At 61.0% G+C, this 21,863-nt stretch carries 19 protein-coding genes; 11 read left to right on the forward strand and 8 right to left on the reverse strand.

The window, feature by feature from the left end; all coding sequences use genetic code 11:
- The first annotated feature begins 21 nt into the window (after positions 1-21).
- Genes DSM107133_RS07605 through DSM107133_RS07615 form a run of 3 tightly spaced genes read left to right on the forward strand, consistent with a single transcriptional unit; the run spans position 22 to position 3,439 of the window.
- Entirely contained in the window at positions 22-939 is a 918-nt protein-coding gene (locus tag DSM107133_RS07605) for a hypothetical protein (RefSeq protein ID WP_240310629.1), read from the forward strand.
- Positions 936-2,624 (forward strand): hypothetical protein, encoded by a 1,689-nt coding sequence (locus DSM107133_RS07610; RefSeq protein ID WP_114294820.1) that lies wholly within the window; start codon positions 936-938, stop codon positions 2,622-2,624. Before DSM107133_RS07605 ends, DSM107133_RS07610 begins: the two co-directional genes overlap by 4 nt.
- Positions 2,621-3,439 (forward strand): glycosyltransferase, encoded by an 819-nt coding sequence (locus DSM107133_RS07615; protein ID WP_114294819.1) that lies wholly within the window; start codon positions 2,621-2,623, stop codon positions 3,437-3,439. Before DSM107133_RS07610 ends, DSM107133_RS07615 begins: the two co-directional genes overlap by 4 nt.
- Here DSM107133_RS07615 and DSM107133_RS07620 read toward each other — a convergent pair.
- A complete protein-coding gene (locus DSM107133_RS07620; RefSeq protein WP_114294818.1) occupies positions 3,376-4,641 on the reverse strand; it encodes a glycosyltransferase in 1,266 nt (421 codons plus the stop codon). The two genes, DSM107133_RS07615 and DSM107133_RS07620, sit on opposite strands and share 64 nt — an antisense overlap.
- A 122-nt stretch (positions 4,642-4,763) precedes the next feature.
- Here DSM107133_RS07620 and DSM107133_RS07625 point away from each other — a divergent pair, with 122 nt between their 5' ends.
- Entirely contained in the window at positions 4,764-6,122 is a 1,359-nt protein-coding gene (locus tag DSM107133_RS07625; protein WP_114294817.1) for an oligosaccharide flippase family protein, read from the forward strand.
- Here DSM107133_RS07625 and DSM107133_RS07630 read toward each other — a convergent pair.
- The 4 genes from DSM107133_RS07630 to DSM107133_RS07645 all read right to left on the reverse strand — a co-directional run bounded on the left by DSM107133_RS07630 (position 6,119) and on the right by DSM107133_RS07645 (position 9,683).
- On the reverse strand, positions 6,119-7,363 hold the full coding sequence (locus DSM107133_RS07630; RefSeq protein ID WP_114294816.1) for a DUF874 domain-containing protein: 1,245 nt from the start codon (positions 7,361-7,363) through the stop codon (positions 6,119-6,121). The genes DSM107133_RS07625 and DSM107133_RS07630 overlap by 4 nt on opposite strands.
- Before the next feature lie 3 nt (positions 7,364-7,366).
- A complete protein-coding gene (locus DSM107133_RS07635; protein WP_114294815.1) occupies positions 7,367-8,254 on the reverse strand; it encodes a CpsD/CapB family tyrosine-protein kinase in 888 nt (295 codons plus the stop codon).
- Between the two features lies 1 nt (position 8,255).
- The gene (locus tag DSM107133_RS07640) at positions 8,256-8,960 is read right to left on the reverse strand and encodes a sugar transferase (protein ID WP_114294814.1); all 705 of its coding nucleotides are present in this window, start codon (positions 8,958-8,960) and stop codon (positions 8,256-8,258) included.
- A gap of 342 nt (positions 8,961-9,302) precedes the next feature.
- On the reverse strand, positions 9,303-9,683 hold the full coding sequence (locus DSM107133_RS07645; RefSeq protein WP_162792126.1) for a hypothetical protein: 381 nt from the start codon (positions 9,681-9,683) through the stop codon (positions 9,303-9,305).
- A 645-nt stretch (positions 9,684-10,328) separates the two neighbouring features.
- Here DSM107133_RS07645 and dctP point away from each other — a divergent pair.
- The 4 genes from dctP to tig all read left to right on the forward strand — a co-directional run bounded on the left by dctP (position 10,329) and on the right by tig (position 14,863).
- On the forward strand, positions 10,329-11,372 hold the full coding sequence (gene dctP / locus DSM107133_RS07650) for a TRAP transporter substrate-binding protein DctP (protein WP_240310628.1): 1,044 nt from the start codon (positions 10,329-10,331) through the stop codon (positions 11,370-11,372).
- A 111-nt stretch (positions 11,373-11,483) separates the two neighbouring features.
- Positions 11,484-12,056, forward strand: coding sequence for a TRAP transporter small permease subunit (locus DSM107133_RS07655; protein WP_114294812.1), 573 nt, complete (start codon positions 11,484-11,486; stop codon positions 12,054-12,056).
- A complete protein-coding gene (locus DSM107133_RS07660; protein WP_114294811.1) occupies positions 12,053-13,366 on the forward strand; it encodes a TRAP transporter large permease subunit in 1,314 nt (437 codons plus the stop codon). Before DSM107133_RS07655 ends, DSM107133_RS07660 begins: the two co-directional genes overlap by 4 nt.
- A 165-nt stretch (positions 13,367-13,531) precedes the next feature.
- Positions 13,532-14,863 carry a trigger factor gene (gene tig / locus DSM107133_RS07665; RefSeq protein WP_114294810.1) on the forward strand — a complete coding sequence of 444 codons (1,332 nt, stop codon included), beginning with the start codon at positions 13,532-13,534 and terminating at the stop codon, positions 14,861-14,863.
- Positions 14,864-15,039: 176 nt separating this feature from the next.
- On the opposite strand, the gene DSM107133_RS07670 is transcribed toward tig, so the two are convergent.
- Complete coding sequence (locus DSM107133_RS07670; protein ID WP_162792125.1) at positions 15,040-15,804, reverse strand: helix-turn-helix transcriptional regulator; 765 nt, start codon at positions 15,802-15,804, stop codon at positions 15,040-15,042.
- A gap of 92 nt (positions 15,805-15,896) precedes the next feature.
- Here DSM107133_RS07670 and DSM107133_RS07675 point away from each other — a divergent pair, with 92 nt between their 5' ends.
- Together DSM107133_RS07675 and DSM107133_RS07680 are read left to right on the forward strand one after the other, a co-directional pair.
- Entirely contained in the window at positions 15,897-16,739 is an 843-nt protein-coding gene (locus DSM107133_RS07675; RefSeq protein WP_114294808.1) for an ATP/GTP-binding protein, read from the forward strand.
- A 58-nt stretch (positions 16,740-16,797) separates the two neighbouring features.
- A complete protein-coding gene (locus DSM107133_RS07680; protein WP_114294807.1) occupies positions 16,798-17,172 on the forward strand; it encodes a carboxymuconolactone decarboxylase family protein in 375 nt (124 codons plus the stop codon).
- Positions 17,173-17,305: 133 nt separating this feature from the next.
- On the opposite strand, the gene DSM107133_RS07685 is transcribed toward DSM107133_RS07680, so the two are convergent.
- Positions 17,306-17,758, reverse strand: a complete 453-nt coding sequence (locus tag DSM107133_RS07685) for a lytic transglycosylase domain-containing protein (RefSeq protein ID WP_114294889.1) — start codon at positions 17,756-17,758, stop codon at positions 17,306-17,308.
- 717 nt (positions 17,759-18,475) lie between these two features.
- On the opposite strand from DSM107133_RS07685, the gene DSM107133_RS07690 reads away from it, so the two are divergent.
- Positions 18,476-19,420, forward strand: a complete 945-nt coding sequence (locus DSM107133_RS07690) for an IS110 family transposase (RefSeq protein WP_114291353.1) — start codon at positions 18,476-18,478, stop codon at positions 19,418-19,420.
- 472 nt (positions 19,421-19,892) lie between these two features.
- Here the strand turns inward: DSM107133_RS07690 and DSM107133_RS07695 are convergent, their stop codons facing one another.
- Positions 19,893-21,851: a bifunctional 2',3'-cyclic-nucleotide 2'-phosphodiesterase/3'-nucleotidase gene (locus DSM107133_RS07695; RefSeq protein ID WP_114293308.1), complete on the reverse strand. Its 1,959-nt coding sequence runs from the start codon at positions 21,849-21,851 to the stop codon at positions 19,893-19,895.
- Between the last annotated feature and the right edge of the window lie 12 nt (positions 21,852-21,863).

A 21,863-nucleotide genomic window follows, 5' to 3' on the forward strand; every position in this document is an offset into this window, starting at 1 on the left:
AAGACTGTTATGAACCAGCGCATGAAGATCTGGATCGGTGCGGGCGCGGTCGCTTTGGCCGGCATCGTGGCTGTTCTGGCCCCTGCCGCACAGGCAGGCACGCGCCAGAGCGCTGCGGCACCGGATACCGCACCTGTCGGGGGGCTGAATGTCTATCATCTGGGGCATTCGCTGGTCGGGCGCGATATGCCTGCGATGCTGGCACAGTTCGCGCCAGACGGGCACAGCTATCACAGTCAGCTGGGCTGGGGGACACCCCTGCGTGCGCATTGGGAGCCCGACGTGGAAATCAACGGCTTTGACACCGAAAACGCCCATCCGGCGTTTCGCCCTGCACGCATTGCGATTGGCAGCGGGGCCTTTGACGCGGTGGTTTTGACCGAAATGGTCGAGATCGAAGACGCCATTCGCCATCACGACAGTGCCCGGTATCTGGAAAAATGGGCGACACTGGCGCGCAGCAACAATGCCGGTGCGCGGGTCTATCTGTATGAAACGTGGCACCAGCTGGACGACCCCAAAGGATGGCTTGAGCGTATCGACAGTGATTACGCGGCACTTTGGCTGGGACAGGTCGTGCAACCGGCGCAGGGGGCAGGTGCTGTGCGCATCATCCCCGCGGGGCAGGTCATGGCGGCGCTGGTGCGCAGGGTCGAAGCGGCGGGCGGCGTCGGGCCGATGCAGACCCGTCACGACCTGTTTCGCCGCAACGCAGATGGCACGCAGGACATGATCCACCTGAATGATCTGGGCAATTACCTTGTCGCGCTGACGCATTATGCGGTCCTGTATCACCGCACGCCTGTGGGCCTGCCATATGAGATGCGCCGCGCCGATGGCAGCGCTGCGGTATCGGTGGGGCCGGCGCTGGCTGGCATGATGCAGGAAACCGTGTGGCAGGTGGTCAGCACCCGCCCTGAAACCGGAGTCGCGCCATGAAGTTAAGCCGTCGCACCCTGTTGGCCGGTCTGACAGCCGTGCCGTTCATTCCGCATATGGGCGCGACTGCGCCGGGGACGCGGCTGGCCATGAACCTTGCGCCGATCAATGACTGGAGCACGCAGCAACCGTTTATTGACGTGTTCAAGACCGCGCGGCGCTGGATCGGACATTTGCCCGGGCGCTGGGGCGGGCAGGACTATGCCGCATTGGTCGCGCGTGGGCTGCTGGACGGCGATGGCTGGCCGACGCAGGTGCCGGGTGATCTGTCATCCATCGGGACAGTGATCCTGACCGATCTGCCCGTCGCGGCCACAGCTCTGTCGGGCCGCTATCACCTCAGCTTTGACGGTGCGGGCATTGTCGAGGTGACGGGGCGGGCGCACAATGTGCGCTATGGCGACAACTCGGTCAGTTTTGATTTTACACCGGGGCAAGGGCCGGTCGAGGTGCGCGTGCAACGCAGCGACCCCTTTGGCGTCGGGGATTATATACGCAATATCAGTGTTGTGAGAGATGATCTTCAAGCGTTGCACAAGCAGGGGGCGCTGTTCCGGCCTGACTGGGCAAATGGGCTGAAAGGTCTTGCCAGTCTGCGCTTTATGGACTGGATGAACACCAACAACTCTGACGCACAGGATTGGGACAGCCGCGCCAAAATCGGCGATTTTTCCTATGCGCGCCACGGCGCCCCGATCGACGTGATGATGGCGCTTGCCCGCGAGACTGGGGCAGAGCCGTGGATTTGCGTGCCGCATCTGGCGGGTGACGCCTATGTGCGCGCCATGGCCGAAGCGGTGCGGGCGGCGCTGCCGGATGGCCTGCGCGTGCATGTCGAGTTTTCCAACGAGGTCTGGAACTGGCAGTTTGCGCAAACCGAATGGGCCGACGCGCAGGCGCGCACGCTTTGGGATGTTGCGGACCGTGGCGCGCAGTTCCATGGCCTGCGCGCCGCCGAGGTGGCGCGGATCTGGTCGGATGTCTTTGCACAGGACCGGGCGCGGCTGGTCAATGTGATTGCCACACAGACCGGCTGGATGGGGCTGGAAGCGGATATTCTGACCGCGCCGCTGGCGGTGGCCGATGGCTGGGACGCGCCGGTCGAGGCCTTTGATGCCTATGCGATCACCGGCTATTTCGGTCATATCCTTGGCACCGACAAGCGGCGGGCGTTAATTGCGGATTGGTTGAGCGACAGTGCCAAGGAGGCTGCCGACAAGGGGCAGTCGGAAGGTTTAACAGGGGATGCGCTGACTGAATATGTTGCCGCGCACCGTTTTGATCTGGCAACCGAACGCGCTGCAGGCGAGCTGCGCAACGGTGCCGAAAGCGGCGAGGTCTCTGACACCATTCACGATCTGGTCACCCGCGTCTGGCCCTATCATGTCGCAGTGGCGCAGCGGCACGGGCTGGACCTGACCATGTACGAAGGCGGCAGCCATGTGGTTGGCCTTGGCACACAGATAGATGACGCAGAGCTGACCGCGTTCTTTGTTCATCTCAACTACAGCAGCGAAATGGGTGCGCTTTACCGCGACCTGATGGCGGGCTGGGCAAAGTTGGGGGCAGGGCCGTTCAACCAGTTCAACGATCTGGCCGCCCCCGGCAAATGGGGCAGTTGGGGCGCGATGCGCTGGCCGGGCGATACCAACCCGCGCGCCCAGGCAATCGAGGCGCACAAGTGAGCCTGTCTGCAACGGTTGTCATTCCGGCCCATGACGAGGCGGCCTATATCGGTGCCTGCCTTGATGCGGTCTTTGCCTCGGATCTTGGGGGCGCTGAACTGCAAGTGGTTGTGGTGGCCAACGGCTGCCATGACAGAACCGCGCATATTGCGCGCAGCCATGCAGCGCCAGGGCGCAAGCTTGAGGTGATCGAGACGCCGCGCGGTGACAAGCTGCACGCGCTGGATCTGGGTGATGTGGCGGCCAGCTTTGGCACGCGGATCTACCTTGATGCCGATGTGATCGTTTCCGAGGGGTTGCTGGCCCAACTGATTGCGGCGCTTTCGGGCGATGCGGCCTGCTATGCCAGTGGGACGCCGGTGATTTCGCGCGCCCAAAGCCGTCTGACCCGCGCCTATGCACGGTTCTGGCAGCGCTTGCCGTTCTTTTCGCAGGATGTTCCGGGTTTTGGCATATTTGCGATGAACCGTGCAGGGCGCGCGCGTTGGGGCGCGTGGCCGCGGATCATTTCGGACGACACATTTGTGCGGCTGCATTTCACCCCGTCCGAGCGGGTCCGCGTGCCGGCGCGCTATGAATGGCCCATGGTCGAGGGCTGGGAGCGTCTGGTGAAGGTGCGGCGACGGCAGGATCGCGGCGTGGCCGAGATTGGCGAACGCTATCCGGCGCTGCTGGTCAATGATGGCACAGAACCGTTGGGGGCTGGCAGGATCATGGCGCTGGCGGCGCGTGATCCGGTCGGCTTTGCGGTTTATGCGGCGGTGTCGCTGGCGGTGCGCTTGCCCGGGCCTGCGGGCTGGGTGCGCGGGCGATGATCTGCGGCGGTGCGGATATGGGTGGCCAGCTTGCCCGCTTCGGTGTCGACATCATGACGCGCCAGCACGCGGCTGCGGGCGGCGGCCCCCATCGCGGCCAGCTCTGGGCCGGGCGTTTGCGCCATCGCGACCCATGCATCGGCCAAGGCGTCGGTATCGCCCGCAGGCACCAGCCAGCCGGTCGTGCCATGCTGCACCAGCTCGGGGGTTCCCGCGATATAGGTGGCGATCACGGGGCGGGCGGCGGCCATTGCCTCCATCACGACCATCGGCAGACCTTCGGCAAAGCTGGGCATCATCAGCCCGTGCGCCGCCGCCAGCCTGTCGCGCACGCCTGCCTCGTCCAGCCAGCCGGTCAGCGTGACATACGCGCCCAGTCCGGCCTGCGCAATCTGCGCCTCAAGCACCGGGCGCAAGGGGCCATCCCCGATCAGGGTCAGATGCAGATCGGGTGCGCGTTCCAGTGCAGCCTTCAGCGCGGGCACCAGCATCATCTGGCCCTTTTGCTCGACAAAGCGGCCGATGGCGACAAGGTGCAGCGGGCCGTCGGGCATCGGCGCAGGGTCGGCAAAGCGCGCGGGTTCGATGCCGCAATGCACCACCTTGATGCGATCCCAGATCTCGTGACCGACCAGACGGCTCAGCTGCGAGCGGCCAAAGCTGCTGATGGCGACGGTGAATGCCGATCGGGTGATTTTATCCCCCAGCGACAGCGCGCGGGGCGCATCGAATTCTTCGGGTCCGTGGACGGTAAAGCTGTAGTGCGGCCCGCCCATGGCGTGCGCCAGCATGGCCACCGTCGCGGCATTGGTGCCAAAATGGGCATGGCAATGCAGCGTTGCCCGCGCGGCGCAGCGGCGGGTGATATGTGCGGCCTCAACAAGGTAGATCAAATGTCTCAGACGTCCGACCTCGCTGCGCCCGCCATGTCGCCAGGCAAGACGCAGCGCGTCCAACATGGCGCGCGGCGCATGCAGGGTTTGGCACAGCAGATCGCGCAGCAGGGCCGGCGCGCCGGTCTTCAGCACATAATGGGTCGCCGCTGCCTCGGCGCGGTCGCCGTCATCGACCAGTTCCGTGTCCGCAGCGCGCATGGCAATGCGGTCCACCTCGAACCCCTGACGTTCCAGCGCCTGCACCTCGCGGCGGATAAAGCTGTGCGAGGGCTGGGGATAGGTGTTGAGAACATAGGCGATCTTCATGGGGCGGTGCTCCGGCTTGACTGGGGGCAGGGTAGTTGCGCGGGCGCGCGGTACAAGTCGATTGCGCTGCATCGCGGTATTTTGGCGCCCGCAGGTGGCATTTGCGCCCCGCAAGGCCGCACATGAAACGGGTGGTCACAGCCTTTGCCGGCAACCGCCTGACCGCGCGCATTCTGCGCAGCGCGTCGTGGGTGATGGTGGGCTATGGCGGTGCGCAGGTGATCCGGCTGGCGTCGAACCTGATCCTGACGCGGCTGCTGTTCCCCGAGGCCTTTGGCCTGATGACACTGGTCACGGTGGTGACGGTGGGCTTGATGATGTTCTCTGACGTGGGCATCGGCCCTTCGATCAGCCAGTCCAAACGCGGGGATGATCCCGATTTTCTGAACACCGCTTGGACGATTCAGGTCATGCGCGGCTTTGCCCTGTGGATGGTGACGCTGATTTTGGCGGTGCCGATGGCGCGGATCTATGACGAACCGTTGCTGACCACCTATCTGCCGCTGGCAGGGGTGGCGCTGGTGATATCGGGGTTCATGCCGACACGGATCGAAACGGCGCACCGCCACCTTGTTTTCGGGCGGCTGACCATGCTGGACCTTGCCGCGCAGGCGATTGGTGTGCTGGCCATGATCGTGCTGGCGCTGGCCACGCGGTCGGTTATCGCGCTGGTGCTGGGCAGTCTTATCACCGTGCTGGTCAGGCTGACCCTGACCTCGCTGTTCCTGCCGGGGGCGGGCAACCGGTTCCGGCTGGAACGTGCTGCGGTGACCGAGCAGTTGCACTATGGCAAGTGGATCTTCCTGAGCACCGCATTCGGCTTTGTCAGCGCGCAGGGTGACAAGGCGGTGCTGGGTGCGCTGGTCGATCTGGGCACGCTGGGGATTTACAACATCGGCTATTTCCTCGCCAGTTTTCCGGTGCTTCTGGGCGGCACGCTGGCGGCGCAGCTGCTGATCCCTATCTATCGTGACCGCCCCCCGTCCGAGAGTGCTGCCAACCGCGCACGCCTGCGCAAGATGCGGATGCTGATGACAGGCGGCATTTTCGGGATGCTGGCGGTGATGGCCCTGGGCGGGCCCTGGCTGGTCGGCTTTATGTATGATGCCCGCTATGCGCCTGCGGGTGGCATGATGGTGCTGATTGCGCTGGCGTTTCTGCCGCAAGCGATTGGCCTGAGCTATGACCGCGCGGCGCTGGCAGCAGGGGATTCACGCGGGGCCTTTGTCTATTCGGCGCTGCGTTCGTCGTTACAGATCGTGATGCTGTGGGCGGGCTTCCAGATCTTCGGGCTGGTCGGCGCGCTGATCGCCGTGGGGCTGGCGCTGTTGCTGTCCTATCCGGTGCTGGTGCGGCTGGCACGGCGGCATGGCGCATGGGACGGGCTGCACGATGCGGTGTTTGCCGGCTTGGCGCTGGGGCTGACAGCACTGGCGCTGTGGCTGCACTGGGCCGATTTGACAGCCCTGCAAAGCCTCTAGCGGCGACGCAGGGGCCGGGGCAAAAGCCCGCGCCGCCGGTTTTTCCTGGGCCGCATCTGCGGGATCGACACCACAGGGCGCAGACCCAGCGTATGTTCCATCTGGGCGGCCGAGCGTATCACCGGATGGCGCAGATCCAGCAGGAAGGCAGTCGCGACGGCGGCAATCATACTGGCCACAGCGCCAAGCAGGGCAAGCACCTTGCGCGAGCGGGTATAAGGATATTCGGGCAGCGCCGCGGGTTCCAGCACGGTCAGCCGGTCAGCCTGGCGCTGTGTTTCAAGACGGTAGGCGATCTCGGCCTCCTTGCGGCGGGCCGTGGCGGCTTCAAGTTCCGCCTGAAGCGCGGTGCGCTTGCGGTCATAATCATCAAGCTGGCGCTGCGCTTCGGGTGTTCCCTGGATGGTGCTGTTCATCGCTTCAAGATTGCTGGTCAGCAACGCGCGCTGTGCGGTCAGGGTGTCCAGCTCTTCTTGTTGTTGTTCCCGATTGCGCCGCTCGACCCGCGATTGGGGCGCAATGGCAATCTGGCGCTGAAGGGCGATCATCTGGCGGTCAATGGCCAGGATCGACTCGTTCAGGGTTGCAATCTCGTTTTGCACACGGATCGCATTGCCGGGCAGGGCGATGTCATTACTGGCGCGGAACTGGCTGATCTCGCGTTCCAGCTTGTCGATCGCAAGGCCTGCCTCCTGTTCCTGTGCGGAAAAGAAATCCAGCGCATCACGCGAGCGCACAAGCCTTGTGTTGGTGCTAAGCTCCATCGTGCGTTGCGCCACATATTGAGCAAGCGACTGTGCCCCTTCGGCAGTGGGCCAGTCGACACTGATGCGCACAAGCGACACTTCGCCATCGTCATTAAATCCCTGACGGGCAGCGCTGACTTCGGAAATTCTGACCGCATTGCGGAATGCGACCACTTTTTCTGACTCGGTCAGCGCGGGCTGGTCGGCGAACAGGTCCAGTTCCTTGGCAATTTCCAGAATGGCCGTGCGCGACATGATTTGCTGTTCGATCAGCTGAAGCCTGCGAGCATCCGATCCCTGAACGGTCGTGGCGGCCATTTCTCCGGGAATGATGGCGCCCTGCATCTGAAGCACTTCGGACGAGGAATACATATGGCGCTGGGACGCGGCAACATACAGGGACAATATGCAGCCAAGCACAAAAACCAAAAACACGACGCGGCGGCGTCGGGCCAGCATGTCGAGAAAATCGGCTACCGAAAAGACAGACCCCATCCGTCAGCTGCCCTTTGCGGGACGGGTGCGATTCAGGATAATGCCCATGATGTTTGTCTTGCCTTCCAGCCGTCGTTCACACTCGGTGATTTGGGCGCCCACTGTCTGCGTGGCATCGGCCACCAGCAGCACGCCGTCCACCTGAGGCAGGAACGCCTCGAGATCGTCATGTTCTAGCATGGCGGGCAAGTCAAATATAGAGATGTCGGGACGCATCATCTCCATCATATTGTTCAACACTTCGCCGGTGCGGCGGGCATGCAGGATTTCGGATGCATTTTCGGTGCGCCCGCTGCCCAGACCCAAAGCCAGCGTATACGTCGGCTTGAGCAGGTAGTTTTGCGGTGCAACAGCCCCTGTCAGAAGGTCGGCCATCATACCATTGGCCTGAATGCCAAGCATGTTTGCAATGTCGGGGGCGCGTTGGTCCAGATCCATCAGCAGGGCGCGCTTGGACGGGATGCGCGACACCGACAGTGCAAGGTTCAGCGCGGTAAAGCTGGCCCCCGAGCCGCTGGTCGGTGACACAATGGCAATGCGTGACCAGCCCGAGCCGTCCATCGCGCGCAACAGCTGCGTGCGCAGGTCGTCAAAGGCGCGCAGCATGGCGCGGTCGTTGTTCAGCAGCCCCAACTGGATATCAAGCGGTGCGGCTTCCCGAGCAAAGCTGACACGGGACAGGTCCTGCCAGGGGTCAAGTTGTTCGATCAAGGCGCTATCGCTCCACTCGGGTGCAAAATCAGCCCCCCTGATACGGCGGGTCAGTTCAAGATCAAAGGGCAGGGACCGCGCGGTGCGCTGAACCTGTGCGTGACGATATTTCATGATGCCCCGGTGCGCTGGCATATCGGAGTTCCGGTCGGCGATGATATCACGGTAACGTTCAAACATGTTAACACCCTGTCCGTCGGATCACAGCACCAACGGTTCGCAACAAGACCTTGGTATCCTCGACAAGTGACATATTGTAATTATAGGCCGCATCAAGCGCCGTGCGCGCACTGAAAGCGCTGTCGTTGCGCTGAGAGACTTGCCAATAGCCGGTGATTCCGGGCCTCAGAGCAAAATAATGCTCGGGATTGCCATACATCGTCAACTGTTCAATCATCATGGGGCGGGGACCGACCAGGCTCATCTCGCCGCGCAGCACGTTCCAAAGCTGGGGCAGTTCATCCAGCGATGTCTTGCGCAGGAAGGCACCAATGGGCGTGATACGCGGGTCATTGCGCAGCTTTTGCAGCGTTTCCCATTCGGCACGCATCTCGGGGTCGGACTCCAGATAGGTTTCAAGCAGACGGTCGGCGTCGCGCACCATTGTGCGCAGCTTGAGGATCGCAAACCTGTTGCCGTCCTTGCCCAGCCGTGCCTGACGATAGAAGGGCGCACCGCCTTCGATCCACAGCAGCAAAGCGGACACCCCGACCAGCAGCAGCGCCAGCGGCGATGCCAATATGACCAGCAGCACATCCAGCACCCGCTTGCCAACTGCGCGGTAAGCACCGGCTGGCGGTGCCGGCTGTGGCAGGGCGACGCTGTAGGCCTCGCCGCGTATCGCGCTTGACGCATGGATTGGAAGAACGGGACGTAAATGCCTCATCACCCTTTGAGGCGGTACAGCAACGCGCACCACAGATGGCGCGTCATCGAAATTCACTTCGGACATGGCAGACCTCACACAACAACAAACCCACGGCCCCCCCGAGCCGCGCAAAATAAACCAATCAACTGCCCCGAATTATCTACGCGGACACACTGCGATCTGTGCGCCATTGCTGTGGCCAACATTTCGCGTCCGGAAAAGATTGTGACGGATTGCAGACATTCAATCGCCTTATTTCTGACTAAGTCGAACTTAACAGCGACGAAGTCAATTAAGTTAAAAATATGGCGAAACAATGCGTTTCTATTTCAGATGGGAATAAATGGGCCGATGAAAGGATTATTCTACCTTTGCGAGAAACAACGTCGGGTTTTTCATAACAAATGATAGAATTGAGGGGTATTGTTTCGAAGAAGCTGAAATTTTTTTGAAAAGCCCAGAAAAAGCAGTGTGGTAAACTTCGTGTGATTGCCAGGGCGGATGCATCGAAGTTCCCCAAATGTCATCGCGCCCAAGAAAAAGCGGCCAGACGAGGGCGCAAACGGGCCACTTCGCGGGCGAATTGAGGTGAGCTGCCATGCCCGATTCCCGGCCCTGCCTCTGCCACAATCTGGGAAGCGCGGCAGTCAAAGGCGCCATTCTGGTGCGCGATCTGGAAACAATCTTGAAGTCTGGGCAAAATGCATTGGTGCCTTCAAAAGGGATTCTTGTGCGTGTCACTGACCGTTTGAAAAGGCAGGTTTGCTCAGGTGCAATTCAGCGATGTCAGTCGCCGCTTAGGGTCAGGACCCATTCATCTTACGGCACTGGTTTGACAGATTTTGTCTGTGACGAGGCGCAGCTGCGCAGGAACTCTTGTTGAATTTCAAGCGGATGTAACGAAGCTCACGGGCAAAATCCGTCAAATCCGCAGGACGACAAAACCGCTTCATTTCAGAGGCGTGAGCCATTTGAAATTAACCCGTTAGTTCCTGCATGTCTCAAGCCACTGAAATATCGCGGTTTTGACGCCAGTGGCGCAAGATGAATGGGTCCTGACCCCAAGGTCCAGACCCTAAAGCGCCGACACAGAAATGTTGCCGTGTCGGGGGTTCAGCAGCGGTGGGGTGATGCTGCGCGCAATGATCAGGAGCTGTAAAAGAATCTGCATAAATGCTTGACCTATCACCATTTTGCTACAGGTTTCGCGTCAGGGTGGTTTTGGGATGATTTCTGGTTTTCGACGTTGGGTCGCAACTCAAATGACCGGTTGAGAGCCGTGGACTTCCCAGCCACACTTGGCGCATCGGACATGCCAGATTTCGAGGCATGATAACTTGGCCGTACCGCAAGGGAAGCCACTTTTAATTTTTTCGGGAGGAAGAAATGACCATGACTTCACAAGGTATGAATCGTCGCGCCCTGTTGCGCGGAGCCGCAGTTGCTGCCGTTGCCACGCCCGCGCTGGTGGGCAAGGGGATCGCCGCAGGCGAGGTGACCTGGCGCGTGCAAGCGCACTGGCCCAAGGCGTCCAGCTCGTTCACCGACAGCCTTGGCGTGCTGGCGACGGCCCTGGAAGAGCGCACCGAAGGCGCGTTCAAGCTGGAACTGCTGGGCGCCGGCGAATTTGCCAAGGGTCCCGACATCTACAACATCGTGCGCAAGGGCGTGGTGCCCATGGGCTCGATCAGCCCGTCCTATATCATCGACAACGCCGAAGCCGCGTCCTTTGCCTATGGCATTCCGGGCACGCTGCGTCAGGCGTGGGAAATGGAACACGCGATCAAGAACCTTGGTATCGAGGATCTGGTGAACGAGGATCTGGCCTCGGACGGTGTGCGTCTGATGTCGGAAAAAGTTCTGCCGACCGAGATGGTCGTGTCGAAAAAGATCGAATCCGCCGCCGATTTCAAGGGCTTGAAAATCCGGTCCTCGGGCAAGATGCTGGACTATCTGGCCGCCGCCGGTGCCGCACCGCAGTTTGTGCCCGGTTCCGAGCTGTATCAGTCCCTGTCGTCAGGCGTGGTTGATGGCGCGCATTGGGGTGCCGCCGTGGGCGCACAATCGATGTCGCTGTGGGAAGTGTGCAAATACCACTACAAGCCGGTTCTTGCGCAGACCACCGATGCCTACATCATGAACGAGGACGCGCTTGCCGACCTTCCGGAAGATTTGCGCACGGCATTGCTGGACACTGTCACGAACCGTTTCTTCCTGCGTTCGGCCGAATACCAGCACAAGGAAGCCATCGCCCTGTCCGAAGGTGTGGCGAACGACGGCGTCGAAGTGATGCAGCTGCCCCAGGACGTGCTGGACATGCTGGCCGCCGCTTCGGCCCAGATCCTCGAGGAAGAGGGTCAGAAGGGCGAGAAAGCCGCCAAGGCCGCCGACATCTACCGCGGTCTGATGAAAGACCTCGGCTACGCCTGAAGCATCTGATTCACCGCGTCCAAAGCGGCGCGGTGAACAGGCCTTGATAACGCCTGCGCAGCCCATTCGGGAGCCGCGCAGGCGCTTTGCCCTCATTCAGGAGACAGTGACATGTTTCAACTGGCCCGCGCCGTGACGCGCGTGAACAGGTTTATCGGGAAATGGGTCTCGCTGGCCGTTCTGGTGATCTTTGCCCTGCTGCTGGCCGATGTGGTCATGCGCTATCTGGTCGGAAGTCCGGCAATCTGGACAGCCGAGCTGGCTGTGCTGATCTTTGGCGTCTATGCCGTTATCGGCGGGGGCTATCTGCTGACCGAGCGGGGGCATGTGAACGTCGACATCATCTATGGCGCGCAAAGCCTGCGCCGCCGCGCGATGCTGGACATTCTGACATGGCCGCTGTTTGCGCTCTTTGTCGGTGTGCTGCTGTGGCAGGGCTATGACATCGCCGCCGAGTCACTGGAGGACTGGGAGCGGTCACAGTCCATGTGGAAAGCGCCCCTGTGGCCGACCAAGATCATGATCCCCGTCGCGGCTGCCCTGCTGTTGTTGCAGGGGGTGATCCGCCTGTGGGCGGACGTGCGCGTGGTCATGGGCCTGCCCGTGCCGGACGACGTATTCGGCAAACCGGGCGCACCCGAAACCGACAACACAACAGAACCTTCCAAGGAGATGCAGCAATGAGCGTCGAACTTCTGACCCTGCTGTTCTTTGGCAGCCTGCTGGTCTTTCTTTTGCTCGGCACCCCGTTGGCCTTTGTGCTGGGCGGTGTGTCGGTGGTGTTCCTCTATTTCGAGATGGGCGGCATCGGGTTTTACCTGCTGGCCTCCAAGATGTGGGAGACGATGCAAAACCCCACGCTGATGGCGATTCCGCTGTTTGTCTTTATGGCGATCCTGCTGGAAAAGTCGGGGGTTGCGAATGATCTTTACGATATGATGCACCAATGGTGGGGCGGCCTGCGCGGCGGTCTGGCCATTGGCACGGTTCTGATCTGCGTGATCTTTGCGGCCATGTCGGGCATTTCCGGTGCCGCCGTTGTGACCATGGGCACCATTGCCCTGCCCAAGATGCTGGAACGGGGGTACGACAAGAAGCTGGCGCTGGGGGCGATCAACGCAGGCGGGGGCTGGGGCATCCTGATCCCGCCGTCGATCCTGATGGTGCTGTACGCACTGCTGACCGAGGTGTCGGTGGGCCGTCTGTTCGCCGCAGGTGTCGGCCCCGGCCTGACGCTGTTCGTGCTGGTGTCGCTCTATGTCGGCGGGCGCTGCTGGTTGCAGCCGGATCTGGGTCCGGCCTTGCCCCCCGAGGAACGCGCGGACTGGGGGCAGAAATTCCGGTCGTTGCGTGCGGTGATCCTGCCGATCCTGATCGTGACCATCGTTCTGGGTGCGATCTTTGGCGGCTTTGCCACCGCGACCGAGGCCGCGGCCATCGGTGTGTTCGGCGCGCTGTTCGCCACGGGCGTGAACGGGCAACTGTCGTGGAAAGTGATCCACGAGGCGTCGATTGCCACGATGAAGCTGACGGCGCTGATCATCTGGATTCTGTTTGCGGCCCACGCGTTCTCCACCGCCTACACGGCACTGGGGGCACAAAGCCTGATCAGCGACCTTATGGCCTATATCCCCGGCGGTCGCTGGGGGGCGTTGGCGTTCATGCTGATGGTGCTGTTCTTTTTTGGAATGGTGCTGGACCCCGTTGGCATCATGCTGATCACGCTGCCGGTGTTCCTGCCGGTGGTGCAACAGGCAGGGTTCGACCCGATCTGGTTCGGCATCCTGTTCATCATCATGATGGAGGTCGGGTATATGACGCCGCCCTTCGGCTTTAACCTGTTCTACCTCAAAGGGGTGGCACCGCCGGATGTGACCATGGGCGATATCTATGCCTCGGTCATTCCCTATGTGATCGTGACCTTGATCGGCGTGTTGCTGATCATCCTGTTCCCCGGCATCGCGCTGTATCTGCCAAACCTGTTCTACAACTGATCAGACGGCAAAGCCTGCCAATCAAACCAAATGAATCCGCGCAGCCCTGACGGGCTTGCGCGGATTTGCACCTTGAACCCCTTGCGCCCGGTCCGTAGGGCCAATAGAACGGCGCAAATTTTGCCAAGCGCTCCACATGGGGCGCGTTTACGCTATGGAGCACACATGCAGGTCACCGAGACGCTGAACGAAGGTTTGAAACGCGGCTATGCCATCACCGTCACTGCGGCTGAGATCGAAGCCAAAGTGAACGAGAAGCTGGCCGAGGCGCAGCCCGAAGTTGAAATGAAGGGCTTTCGCAAAGGCAAGGTTCCGATGGCGCTGCTGAAAAAGCAGTTTGGCCCCCGCATCATGGGCGAAGTCATGCAGGAAAGCATCGACGGCGCGATGAGCAAACATTTCGAAGACAGCGGCGACCGCCCCGCCATGCAGCCCGAGGTCAAGATGACCAACGAGGACTGGAAAGAAGGCGACGACGTCAACGTCGACATGTCCTATGAAAAACTGCCCGAGATCCCCGAAGTGGACCTGAGCACGATCACGCTGGAAAAGCTGGTTGTGAAATCGGACGACGCCGCCGTGGAAGAGGCCTTGGGCAACCTGGCCGAAACCGCACAGGATTTCGCGGACCGCAAGAAAGGCTCCAAAGCCAAGGACGGCGATCAGGTTGTGATGGATTTCGTCGGCAAGGTTGACGGCGAAGCGTTTGAAGGCGGCTCTGCCGAAGATTATCCGCTGGTTCTGGGCTCGAACAGCTTTATCCCCGGTTTCGAGGATCAGCTGGTTGGCGTGAAAGAAGGCGAAGAAAAAGCCGTGACGGTGTCCTTCCCCGACGATTACCAGGCCGAAAACCTGGCGGGCAAAGAAGCTGTGTTCGATTGCACCATCAAAGCGGTGAAAGAGCCCAAAGCGGCAGAGATCAACGACGAGCTGGCCAAGAAGTTCGGTGCTGAAGATCTGGCCGCGCTGAAAGGTCAGATCGGTGAGCGTCTGGAAGCCGAATACGCCGGTGCTGCCCGCGCCGTGATGAAACGCGGCCTGCTGGACGCGCTGGACAAAGCCGTCAGCTTTGAGCTGCCCCCGTCGCTGGTCGACGCCGAAGCAGGCCAGATCGCCCACCAGCTGTGGCACGAGGAAAACCCTGACGTTCAGGGCCACGATCACCCCGACGTGACACCCACGGACGAGCACAAGACACTGGCCGAGCGCCGCGTGCGTCTGGGCCTGTTGCTGGCCGAACTGGGTCAAAAGGCCGAGGTCGAAGTGACCGACGCCGAGATGAGCCAGGCCGTCATGAACCAGGCGCGTCAGTACCCCGGTCAGGAACGCCAGTTCTTTGAATTCGTGCAGCAGAACCCGCAGATGCAGCAACAGCTGCGCGCGCCGCTGTTCGAAGACAAGGTTGTGGACTACGTCTTTGACAAGGCGACCGTCACCGAGAAAGAAATCTCGAAAGACGAGCTGCAAAAAGCCGTCGAGGCGCTGGAAGACGAATAAGTCTTTTTTCAGCCTTCGGGTCTGGAATTGGAAAAGGCCGCCTTTCGGGGCGGCCTTTTTCGTTTTGTGTGTCTTGTCATAGAGCGCAGCGTCGGCCCGTCCGGGGGGGGCGAACGTCGCGCAATCGCGATCCGATTTTACTGATCCTTAAAACCAGCGTGGACCGATTGGATCCGCTATTTGCCCTCAATGGTTAGCAGGCTGGAGAATTGGACATGGGACCAGGCCAGACTGAGCTTGTAGCTCTTGAGCGCAGATGCGGGCAGCGTCAGCTGATCCTGTCGCGCCATTTCGGACAGCGCGCGGTTCAACTTGCGCAATTCGGTCATCATATGGCGGGCCGTATCGTCCGATATCCGGCGTGACTGGGTCAGGAAGGCGGCGGCCTCGGTATCCGGCGCCAGAAAAACCTGACGGACAAAGTCGAGGTTGATCTTCATCAGGGCACGGTGCAACGGCCCGTCGCGCCTGAACTGGATCGGGTGGTCCAAAAGCAGACGGATGCGTCCGGTTGCCTGCACTTCAGCAAGCCCGAGCCGTTCAAGTTGCTGCCCCATCCTGAGCGTATCGCCCGGCTCCAGCTTGAACTGTCGCGCGATTTCTTCGACGGGCATGCCATCGTGCAGCAGAATGAAGAAGTTGAACAGCGAGGGATCACCGGCCAGTTGCGCCTCGATACGGTCCCCGAGCATGACCGGCGTGACCGTCGTGCGTTTGGCCTGTGCCACCACGTCTTCCAGCGACAATCCCAGCGCATCGCAGATTTCGACGATCCTGCTTAGCTTGTCGTCGCGTGCGGCAAACACGCGTTTGATCGTCGGCTCGGACGTATCAAGCCTGCGGGCAAGCTCTGCATAGGTGATCTTGCGTGCCCGCAACACCGTCTTGAGTGTTTCGAAAATCCTGGCTTGCACGGCGGCCTCTCTGATGCTGCTTTCCACAATTTGGTATCGGAAGTTGATACCGGAAAGTTAAATATTCTCTGTTTCGATCATTATCAGTAACTCAACTCAGGTCAAATGAGGATTTGGATATGATCAAGAAAACGATGTTGGCAGGGCTGGCTCTGCTCCTGAACACAAGCGCCGTACTGGCGGATGAAAACTGGACTGCGGGCGGTTTCGACATGCCGGAATCGGCTCTGTTCGATACGGCGCGAAACCGGATCATTCTCAGCACCATCATCGGCAATCCGGGTGCTGCCGACGGGCAGGGCAGCCTTGTACTTTTGTCACCGGAGGGTGACGTGATCGACGCCAATTGGGCGGAGGGGCTGGACGCACCGAAAGGAATGGCAATCGTAGGTGACATGTTGCTGGTCGCCGATCTGACCCGACTGCACGAGGTCGACCTTGCGACAGGAGAAATCCGCCGGTCCATTGCCATGCCCGAGGCCGTTTTTCTCAATGACGTCACTTCCGACGGAGAGGTCGCCTTTGTGAGCGACATGATGACGGACAGCCTGTGGCGCTACGCTGATGGTGCGTTCACCCTCTGGCTCAGTGACCCGCAGCTTGCCCACCCCAACGGCGTTTTCCTCGATGGCGACCGTTTGCTTGTCGGGTCGTGGGGCGCTGGCTTGCGCGACGATTTCACAACAGAAACGCCCGGGTCGCTTCTGTCCGTCTCGTTGGACACAAAGGAGATCAGCGTCATCGCTCCGGAAATCGGCAACATCGACGGTATTACCCGGATCGACGACGCAATCCTCGTGAGCGATTGGGTGACGGGCGGGCTGTTCGAGATCGGGCGTGACGGCGCGGCACAGCTGACGGCCCAATTTGCGCCGGGACTTGCCGATATTTCTTCTGATGGAAGCACTCTCTACCTGCCAATGATGCTCGATGGCACGTTGATTTCTTGGGACTATCCATGAACGGGGTGCTGGCACCCAAGGGGCCAGCACCAATAATTCAAAATCAGGAAAATCTGTTATGAACGATACATATGCGCGTGGTCGCGAATTGGCCGAAGCCCTCAACCCCGGAATGGAGCAGGCCCTTGAAGAACGCTACGGTGCCCTGCTGCCAGGTATGCCGCAAAGCGTTGTGGATTTTGCCTATGGTCAACAATATTGCCGTCCGGGTCTTGCCCTGCGCGACCGTTACCTCGCAACCATTGCAGCGCTGACAGCCCTTGGGGGTCAGACGGCACCACAGCTTAGGATCAATATTTCTGCGGGTTTGAAAGCTGGCTTGACCGAAACGGAAATCGCGGAAGTGATTTGGCAGATGTCGCTTTATGGCGGGTTTCCCGCAGCCATCAACGCTTTGAATGTGGCACTGGATGTTTTTGCGCCAGAGAGATGACACATGAATGGATCATGACCGCTGGCCAGACCTGTAGCAGCGAAAACTGACCTTCCGAGCGGCGGGTGTTCGCTTTGCGAACACCCAAGGGCCGACGGTGTTGCGCACCTTGCTTGCGGGCCGGTTTTTTGCTTCAGCCCTTGCGCAGGCCGGTTTCCACCAACATTCCGCGCTTCTTGGCCTCGTAGTAATAGCCGCGCGCATACCAGTGGATCGCGGTGCTCATGTCGCCGTCGGACAACAGCCACGCGCCGCGCAGGTATTTCACGCCGTATTTCAGGTTGGTTTCGGCATCCAGCAGATCCGAGGCCGACCCACTGTGACCCATGCTGCGGGCTGTGGCAGGCAGGATTTGCAACAGGCCGTAATAGGGGCCGTTTCGCGCCGATGGGTTGTGGGTGCTTTCGCGGATGGCAAGGCGGTGGACCAAGGGACGCGGGACTTCGTAGGTGTCGGCGTACTGGTTGATCAGGCGACGCAGCTGGGGCGTCTCGTTCGGGTACAGCGGCGGTTCCATGAAACCGGGGCCTTGGGGCTGCGAAGGGGCCGCGCTGCAAGCAGACAGGGCAGGGGCGCAGGCCAGCATCAGCAGGGCAGTGCGGCGCGTGAGTGATGGCATATCTCTACCGGAAACAGTGAATATGCTGGTGATGTAGACGCGTCTGGGTGATTCCGGCCAGAGACCTTGCCTGACATGGGCGCGAACACGCCGATGTGAGCCGTGGTGAGCGCCAAGGCGCTGGTGCCTGAGGACAGGCGAACGCTGCGCGTTCTTGATCCGATGCACTGCGCGTTCTGAATTCTATCAGGGCACCGTATCGTGCGGTTTTGCCCCAAGCGACAGGTATTTTTCCGCATAGCGGCCCTTGCGCACAGTTTGTGGCAATGTCGGAAGAGCGGACGGAGCTGCCGTTTGTAATGGAGTGCGAAGCCGCGCATCGTCGGGCCGTGGCGCGGCGATCCGACCTCAGTGACTGGCAGTTTATGGCAGCCAAGCACATCCTAACTACCTGTCAGGCACTACAGAAGCCAAATCGCCGTGCCGGCGGACGGCCCGTCATGTCGAAGACATGCCTGAGGCATGATGCGCGGCGGCCTGCGGCCTTGTCTCAGACTTTCCGTGGCTCTTCTGCGAAGGTGGAGCCGATGCCAGCCACCTTTTGGATCGCAGGCACCGGCGACGGGTGGATCGTCTGCGGCCAGGTCTTCGAGGACCGTAATCAAGTGAGATCGCCCGTCGTCTTCGCATGAGGCCTGAACGGATACGCAGCAGCTCACAGGCTCTGCACGACAAGCAAAGGACATGACGAAGATGATCAACGATACCATCGGCATCGACATCTCGAAAGCGCATCTTGACGCGCACCGGCTCAGCACCGCAACCCACGCCCGGTTCGACAATACCGCGACAGGCCTGCGCGCCTTCGAGCGCTGGTTGGGGCAGACAACGCCGGAGCGCGTGGTCTTCGAGCCCACCGGCCCCTACCACCGACGCCTCGAGAGCCACTTCTCAGGCCGCCTGCCGCTCGTCAAGGTGAACCCGCTGCAGGCCCGCCGCTTCGCGCAGGCCCACGGCACACGCGCTAAGACCGACGCGGTCGATGCCCGCATGCTCGCGCTCATGGGGCGCGCGCTGGAGCTGGTTCCGGACCAGCCAACCGACCCCAAACAGCGTGAAATCAAGGAGTTGCATGTCGCCCGCACCGGGCTGGTGCGGGATCGTACCGCGCTGATGAACCGCCTTGGCACGCAACAGCTCGACGTGACCCGCCGCCTGACCCGGGCACGCCTGCGTCAGGTCAACCACCAGATCGACAGGCTTAACGCCGAAATCGAACGGCGAAACCGCGATTGCCCGGAACGCGCCAGGGCAATCGGCATTCTCACCTCGATCCCCGGGATCGGTGCCATCACCGCACGGGCGCTGCTCAGCGAATGCCCCGAGATCGGCACTCTGGGGTCAAAGCAGATCGCGGCGCTCGCAGGTCTCGCGCCGATCACGTGTCAGTCCGGTCAGTGGAGCGGAAAGGCCCACATCCAGGGCGGGCGCAGGCTCCTGCGCGAGAGCCTGTTCATGCCCGCCCTCGTCGCCATGAAGCGAAACCCCGATCTGAGCCAGAAATACGATGCCCTCAGAGCCGCCGGAAAACCCCACAAGGTCGCGCTCGCCGTCCTCATGCGAAAACTCCTGATCCTCGCAAACACTCTCATAAGCGAAAACAGAGAATGGACACCAAAACACCCTTGACCAAGACGGATACTTGATTCCGCGCGGGTGACAAACGGCAAGGGCTCGAAGCCGACCTTCGCTGCGTCCGCAAGGAAGATCGGTGCCGAACCTGACGGCCAACGGCAGCTATTCAGACTTTGCTGCCATCCACCAAAGCCCGGAATCAAGGTGCGTAGCACCGCCGGGCAGCGCCCGACCGCCCGTCGCACCAAAGGTGCGCCGTAAATAGTCGGCACGCCTCTGGCGTGACGGGCGGGCGCTTCTTCGCTGTATTGCGCCTCTTCATCCCCACGCCAAAGTATAGAAATTAAGTGGCATCCACCCATGTGGTGATGCCCACCCGCGGTCAGGCACTGCCCTGTGTGGTTAAGTCACTCTGGGCTCAAACCGGACATTCACTGCGTGACGCACAAAGGTCTGTTCTGCCACTTCGGCCCAATGGTTTGCCGGAAACGCCAAAGTCATCTGGCGTTTCCCTGTGTTGAACCTGTTACAACTGGATGCGGAAGCGGGCAAAGCCGTCGGCACCTTCGCCGGCGGGGGCGATATCCACGCCTTTGACATCGGCCACATAGTCGGCTGCCTTGGGGCCGGTGTCGAACAGAACGCTGGCCCCGTCGACAGGCGCGAAGGTCCAGTTGGCATCCGCGCGCGGGCTGATGGTGCCCTGTTCGACGATATAGCGCACGATTACGTCGCGGTTGGTGTCGGGGCCTTCAAACACGATGCTGTCGCCCATGGCACCGGGGAAAGCACCACCGCCGCTGGCGCGGTAGTTGTTGGTGGCGATGATGAATTTCGCAGCCGGATCAATGGGTTTTCCGTCAAAGTTCAGGTTCACGATCCGGTTGGCATCGGGGTTGATCACCTCGCCCTTGCTGTCGAATTTCGATGGTTGCGACAGGTCGATCTGATAGGTCACACCGTCCATCACATCAAAGTTGTAGCTGGGAAACTCGGGGTTCAGCAGCATCTGGTCGGCCTCGCCGGGTGTGACCTGATTGAACATGCCTGCCGAGCGTTCCAGCCAGTCCTTGACTTGCGCCCCGGTCACCAGAACGGCGCGCGCGGTGTTGGGGTAGAGATACAGATCCGAGACGTTCTTGATCGCCACGTCGCCCTTGGGCACGTCGGTGTAGTATTCAGGACCACCACGACCGCCGGCCTTGAACGGGGCGGCGGCGGAGAGGATCGGCAGGTCCTCGTATTCGGTGCCCTTCATCATCTGCGCGATGTACCATGTCTGGGCAATCGACACGATCTGGACGGACGGATCATCCGCCACCAGCGCGAAATAGCTGTGCAGCGGCGCGTCGGTCTTGCCCACGGCGCGGCGGACATAGGCCAGCGTGGCGTCGTGTTCCGCCTGCACCGAGGCCAACACCTCGGGATCGCTTTCCACCAGCGCGGTGACGCTGCGGTCTTCGTTGCGTTTGGAGATGGGGCGCGCCTCGGAGGCGGACCCCGCGATGCGCCAGCCGTTGCCGTCGCGTTCCAGCATCAGGTCGATCAGACCCATGTGGCTGCCCCAGAACCCGCCCATGGTGGCCGGTTTGCCGTGGATGGTGCCTGCGTCCGCGTCGACGGCGGCGTATTCGGTATAGGTGGCCGAGGGGAACACCAGATGGCTGTGACCGGTCATGATCGCGTCGATGCCGTCAACGGCAGCCAGCGGGACGGATGCGTTTTCCATGCCCTCGCTGTGATCGGCAGCACCGATGCCCGAGTGGGACAGGGCGATGATGATGTCGGCACCCTGTTCCTTCATTTGTGGTACATAAGCCTGCGCAGTCTGTACAATATCGCGGGTCTGAACATTGCCTTCCAGATGGCGCCGGTCCCAGTTCATGATTTGCGGCGGCACGAACCCGATCAGCCCGATCTTGATCGGGTGGCTGTTGCCCGCACCATCGGTAATCATGCGGTCGATCAGCACATAGGGTTCGATCAACGTCGTGTCCTTGGTCGGGTCGCTGCCCATCTCCTTGACCACATTGGCCGAGACCACAGGATAGTTGGCACCGGCAAGAGATTTCATCAGGAAATCGAGGCCATAGTTGAATTCGTGGTTGCCCAGCGTCGAGGCATCAAAGCCCAGCGTGTTCATCGCGGCGATGACGGGATGCATGTCGCCGTCCTTCATGCCGCGTTCATAGGCGATGTAATCGCCCATCGGGTTGCCTTGCAGGAAATCGCCGTTGTCCAGCAACAGCGAATTGGTCGCCTCGGCGCGGATGTCCTTGATGATCGACGCGGTGCGGGCAAGGCCCACGGTGTCCACCGGTTTGTCGGCGTAATAGTCGTAGGGAAAGACATGAACGTGCAGGTCGGTGGTTTCCATCAGCCGCAGGTGCGCCTGATTGGCAGCGGCATTGGCCGAAAACGGGTGTACGGCCAGCAGGCTGGCGGAACTGGCGATAAAGGCGCGGCGGGACAGGGTGAAGGGCATCGTTCGATCCTT

This window comes from Pseudosulfitobacter sp. DSM 107133, assembly GCF_022788695.1.
Taxonomy (GTDB): domain Bacteria; phylum Pseudomonadota; class Alphaproteobacteria; order Rhodobacterales; family Rhodobacteraceae; genus Pseudosulfitobacter.

Coding starts and splice junctions, on each gene's coding strand:
- DSM107133_RS07690 (WP_114291353.1), top strand. CDS start 18,476: ATGACGAAGATGATCAACGATACCATCGGCATCGACATCTCGAAAGCG.
- DSM107133_RS07635 (WP_114294815.1), bottom strand. CDS start 8,254: ATGTTTGAACGTTACCGTGATATCATCGCCGACCGGAACTCCGATATG.
- DSM107133_RS07630 (WP_114294816.1), bottom strand. CDS start 7,363: ATGGGGTCTGTCTTTTCGGTAGCCGATTTTCTCGACATGCTGGCCCGA.
- DSM107133_RS07675 (WP_114294808.1), top strand. CDS start 15,897: ATGATCAAGAAAACGATGTTGGCAGGGCTGGCTCTGCTCCTGAACACA.
- DSM107133_RS07655 (WP_114294812.1), top strand. CDS start 11,484: ATGTTTCAACTGGCCCGCGCCGTGACGCGCGTGAACAGGTTTATCGGG.
- DSM107133_RS07640 (WP_114294814.1), bottom strand. CDS start 8,960: ATGAGGCATTTACGTCCCGTTCTTCCAATCCATGCGTCAAGCGCGATA.
- tig (WP_114294810.1), top strand. CDS start 13,532: ATGCAGGTCACCGAGACGCTGAACGAAGGTTTGAAACGCGGCTATGCC.
- DSM107133_RS07625 (WP_114294817.1), top strand. CDS start 4,764: ATGAAACGGGTGGTCACAGCCTTTGCCGGCAACCGCCTGACCGCGCGC.
- dctP (WP_240310628.1), top strand. CDS start 10,329: ATGACCATGACTTCACAAGGTATGAATCGTCGCGCCCTGTTGCGCGGA.
- DSM107133_RS07660 (WP_114294811.1), top strand. CDS start 12,053: ATGAGCGTCGAACTTCTGACCCTGCTGTTCTTTGGCAGCCTGCTGGTC.
- DSM107133_RS07610 (WP_114294820.1), top strand. CDS start 936: ATGAAGTTAAGCCGTCGCACCCTGTTGGCCGGTCTGACAGCCGTGCCG.
- DSM107133_RS07620 (WP_114294818.1), bottom strand. CDS start 4,641: ATGAAGATCGCCTATGTTCTCAACACCTATCCCCAGCCCTCGCACAGC.
- DSM107133_RS07605 (WP_240310629.1), top strand. CDS start 22: ATGAAGATCTGGATCGGTGCGGGCGCGGTCGCTTTGGCCGGCATCGTG.
- DSM107133_RS07695 (WP_114293308.1), bottom strand. CDS start 21,851: ATGCCCTTCACCCTGTCCCGCCGCGCCTTTATCGCCAGTTCCGCCAGC.
- DSM107133_RS07680 (WP_114294807.1), top strand. CDS start 16,798: ATGAACGATACATATGCGCGTGGTCGCGAATTGGCCGAAGCCCTCAAC.
- DSM107133_RS07685 (WP_114294889.1), bottom strand. CDS start 17,758: ATGCTGGCCTGCGCCCCTGCCCTGTCTGCTTGCAGCGCGGCCCCTTCG.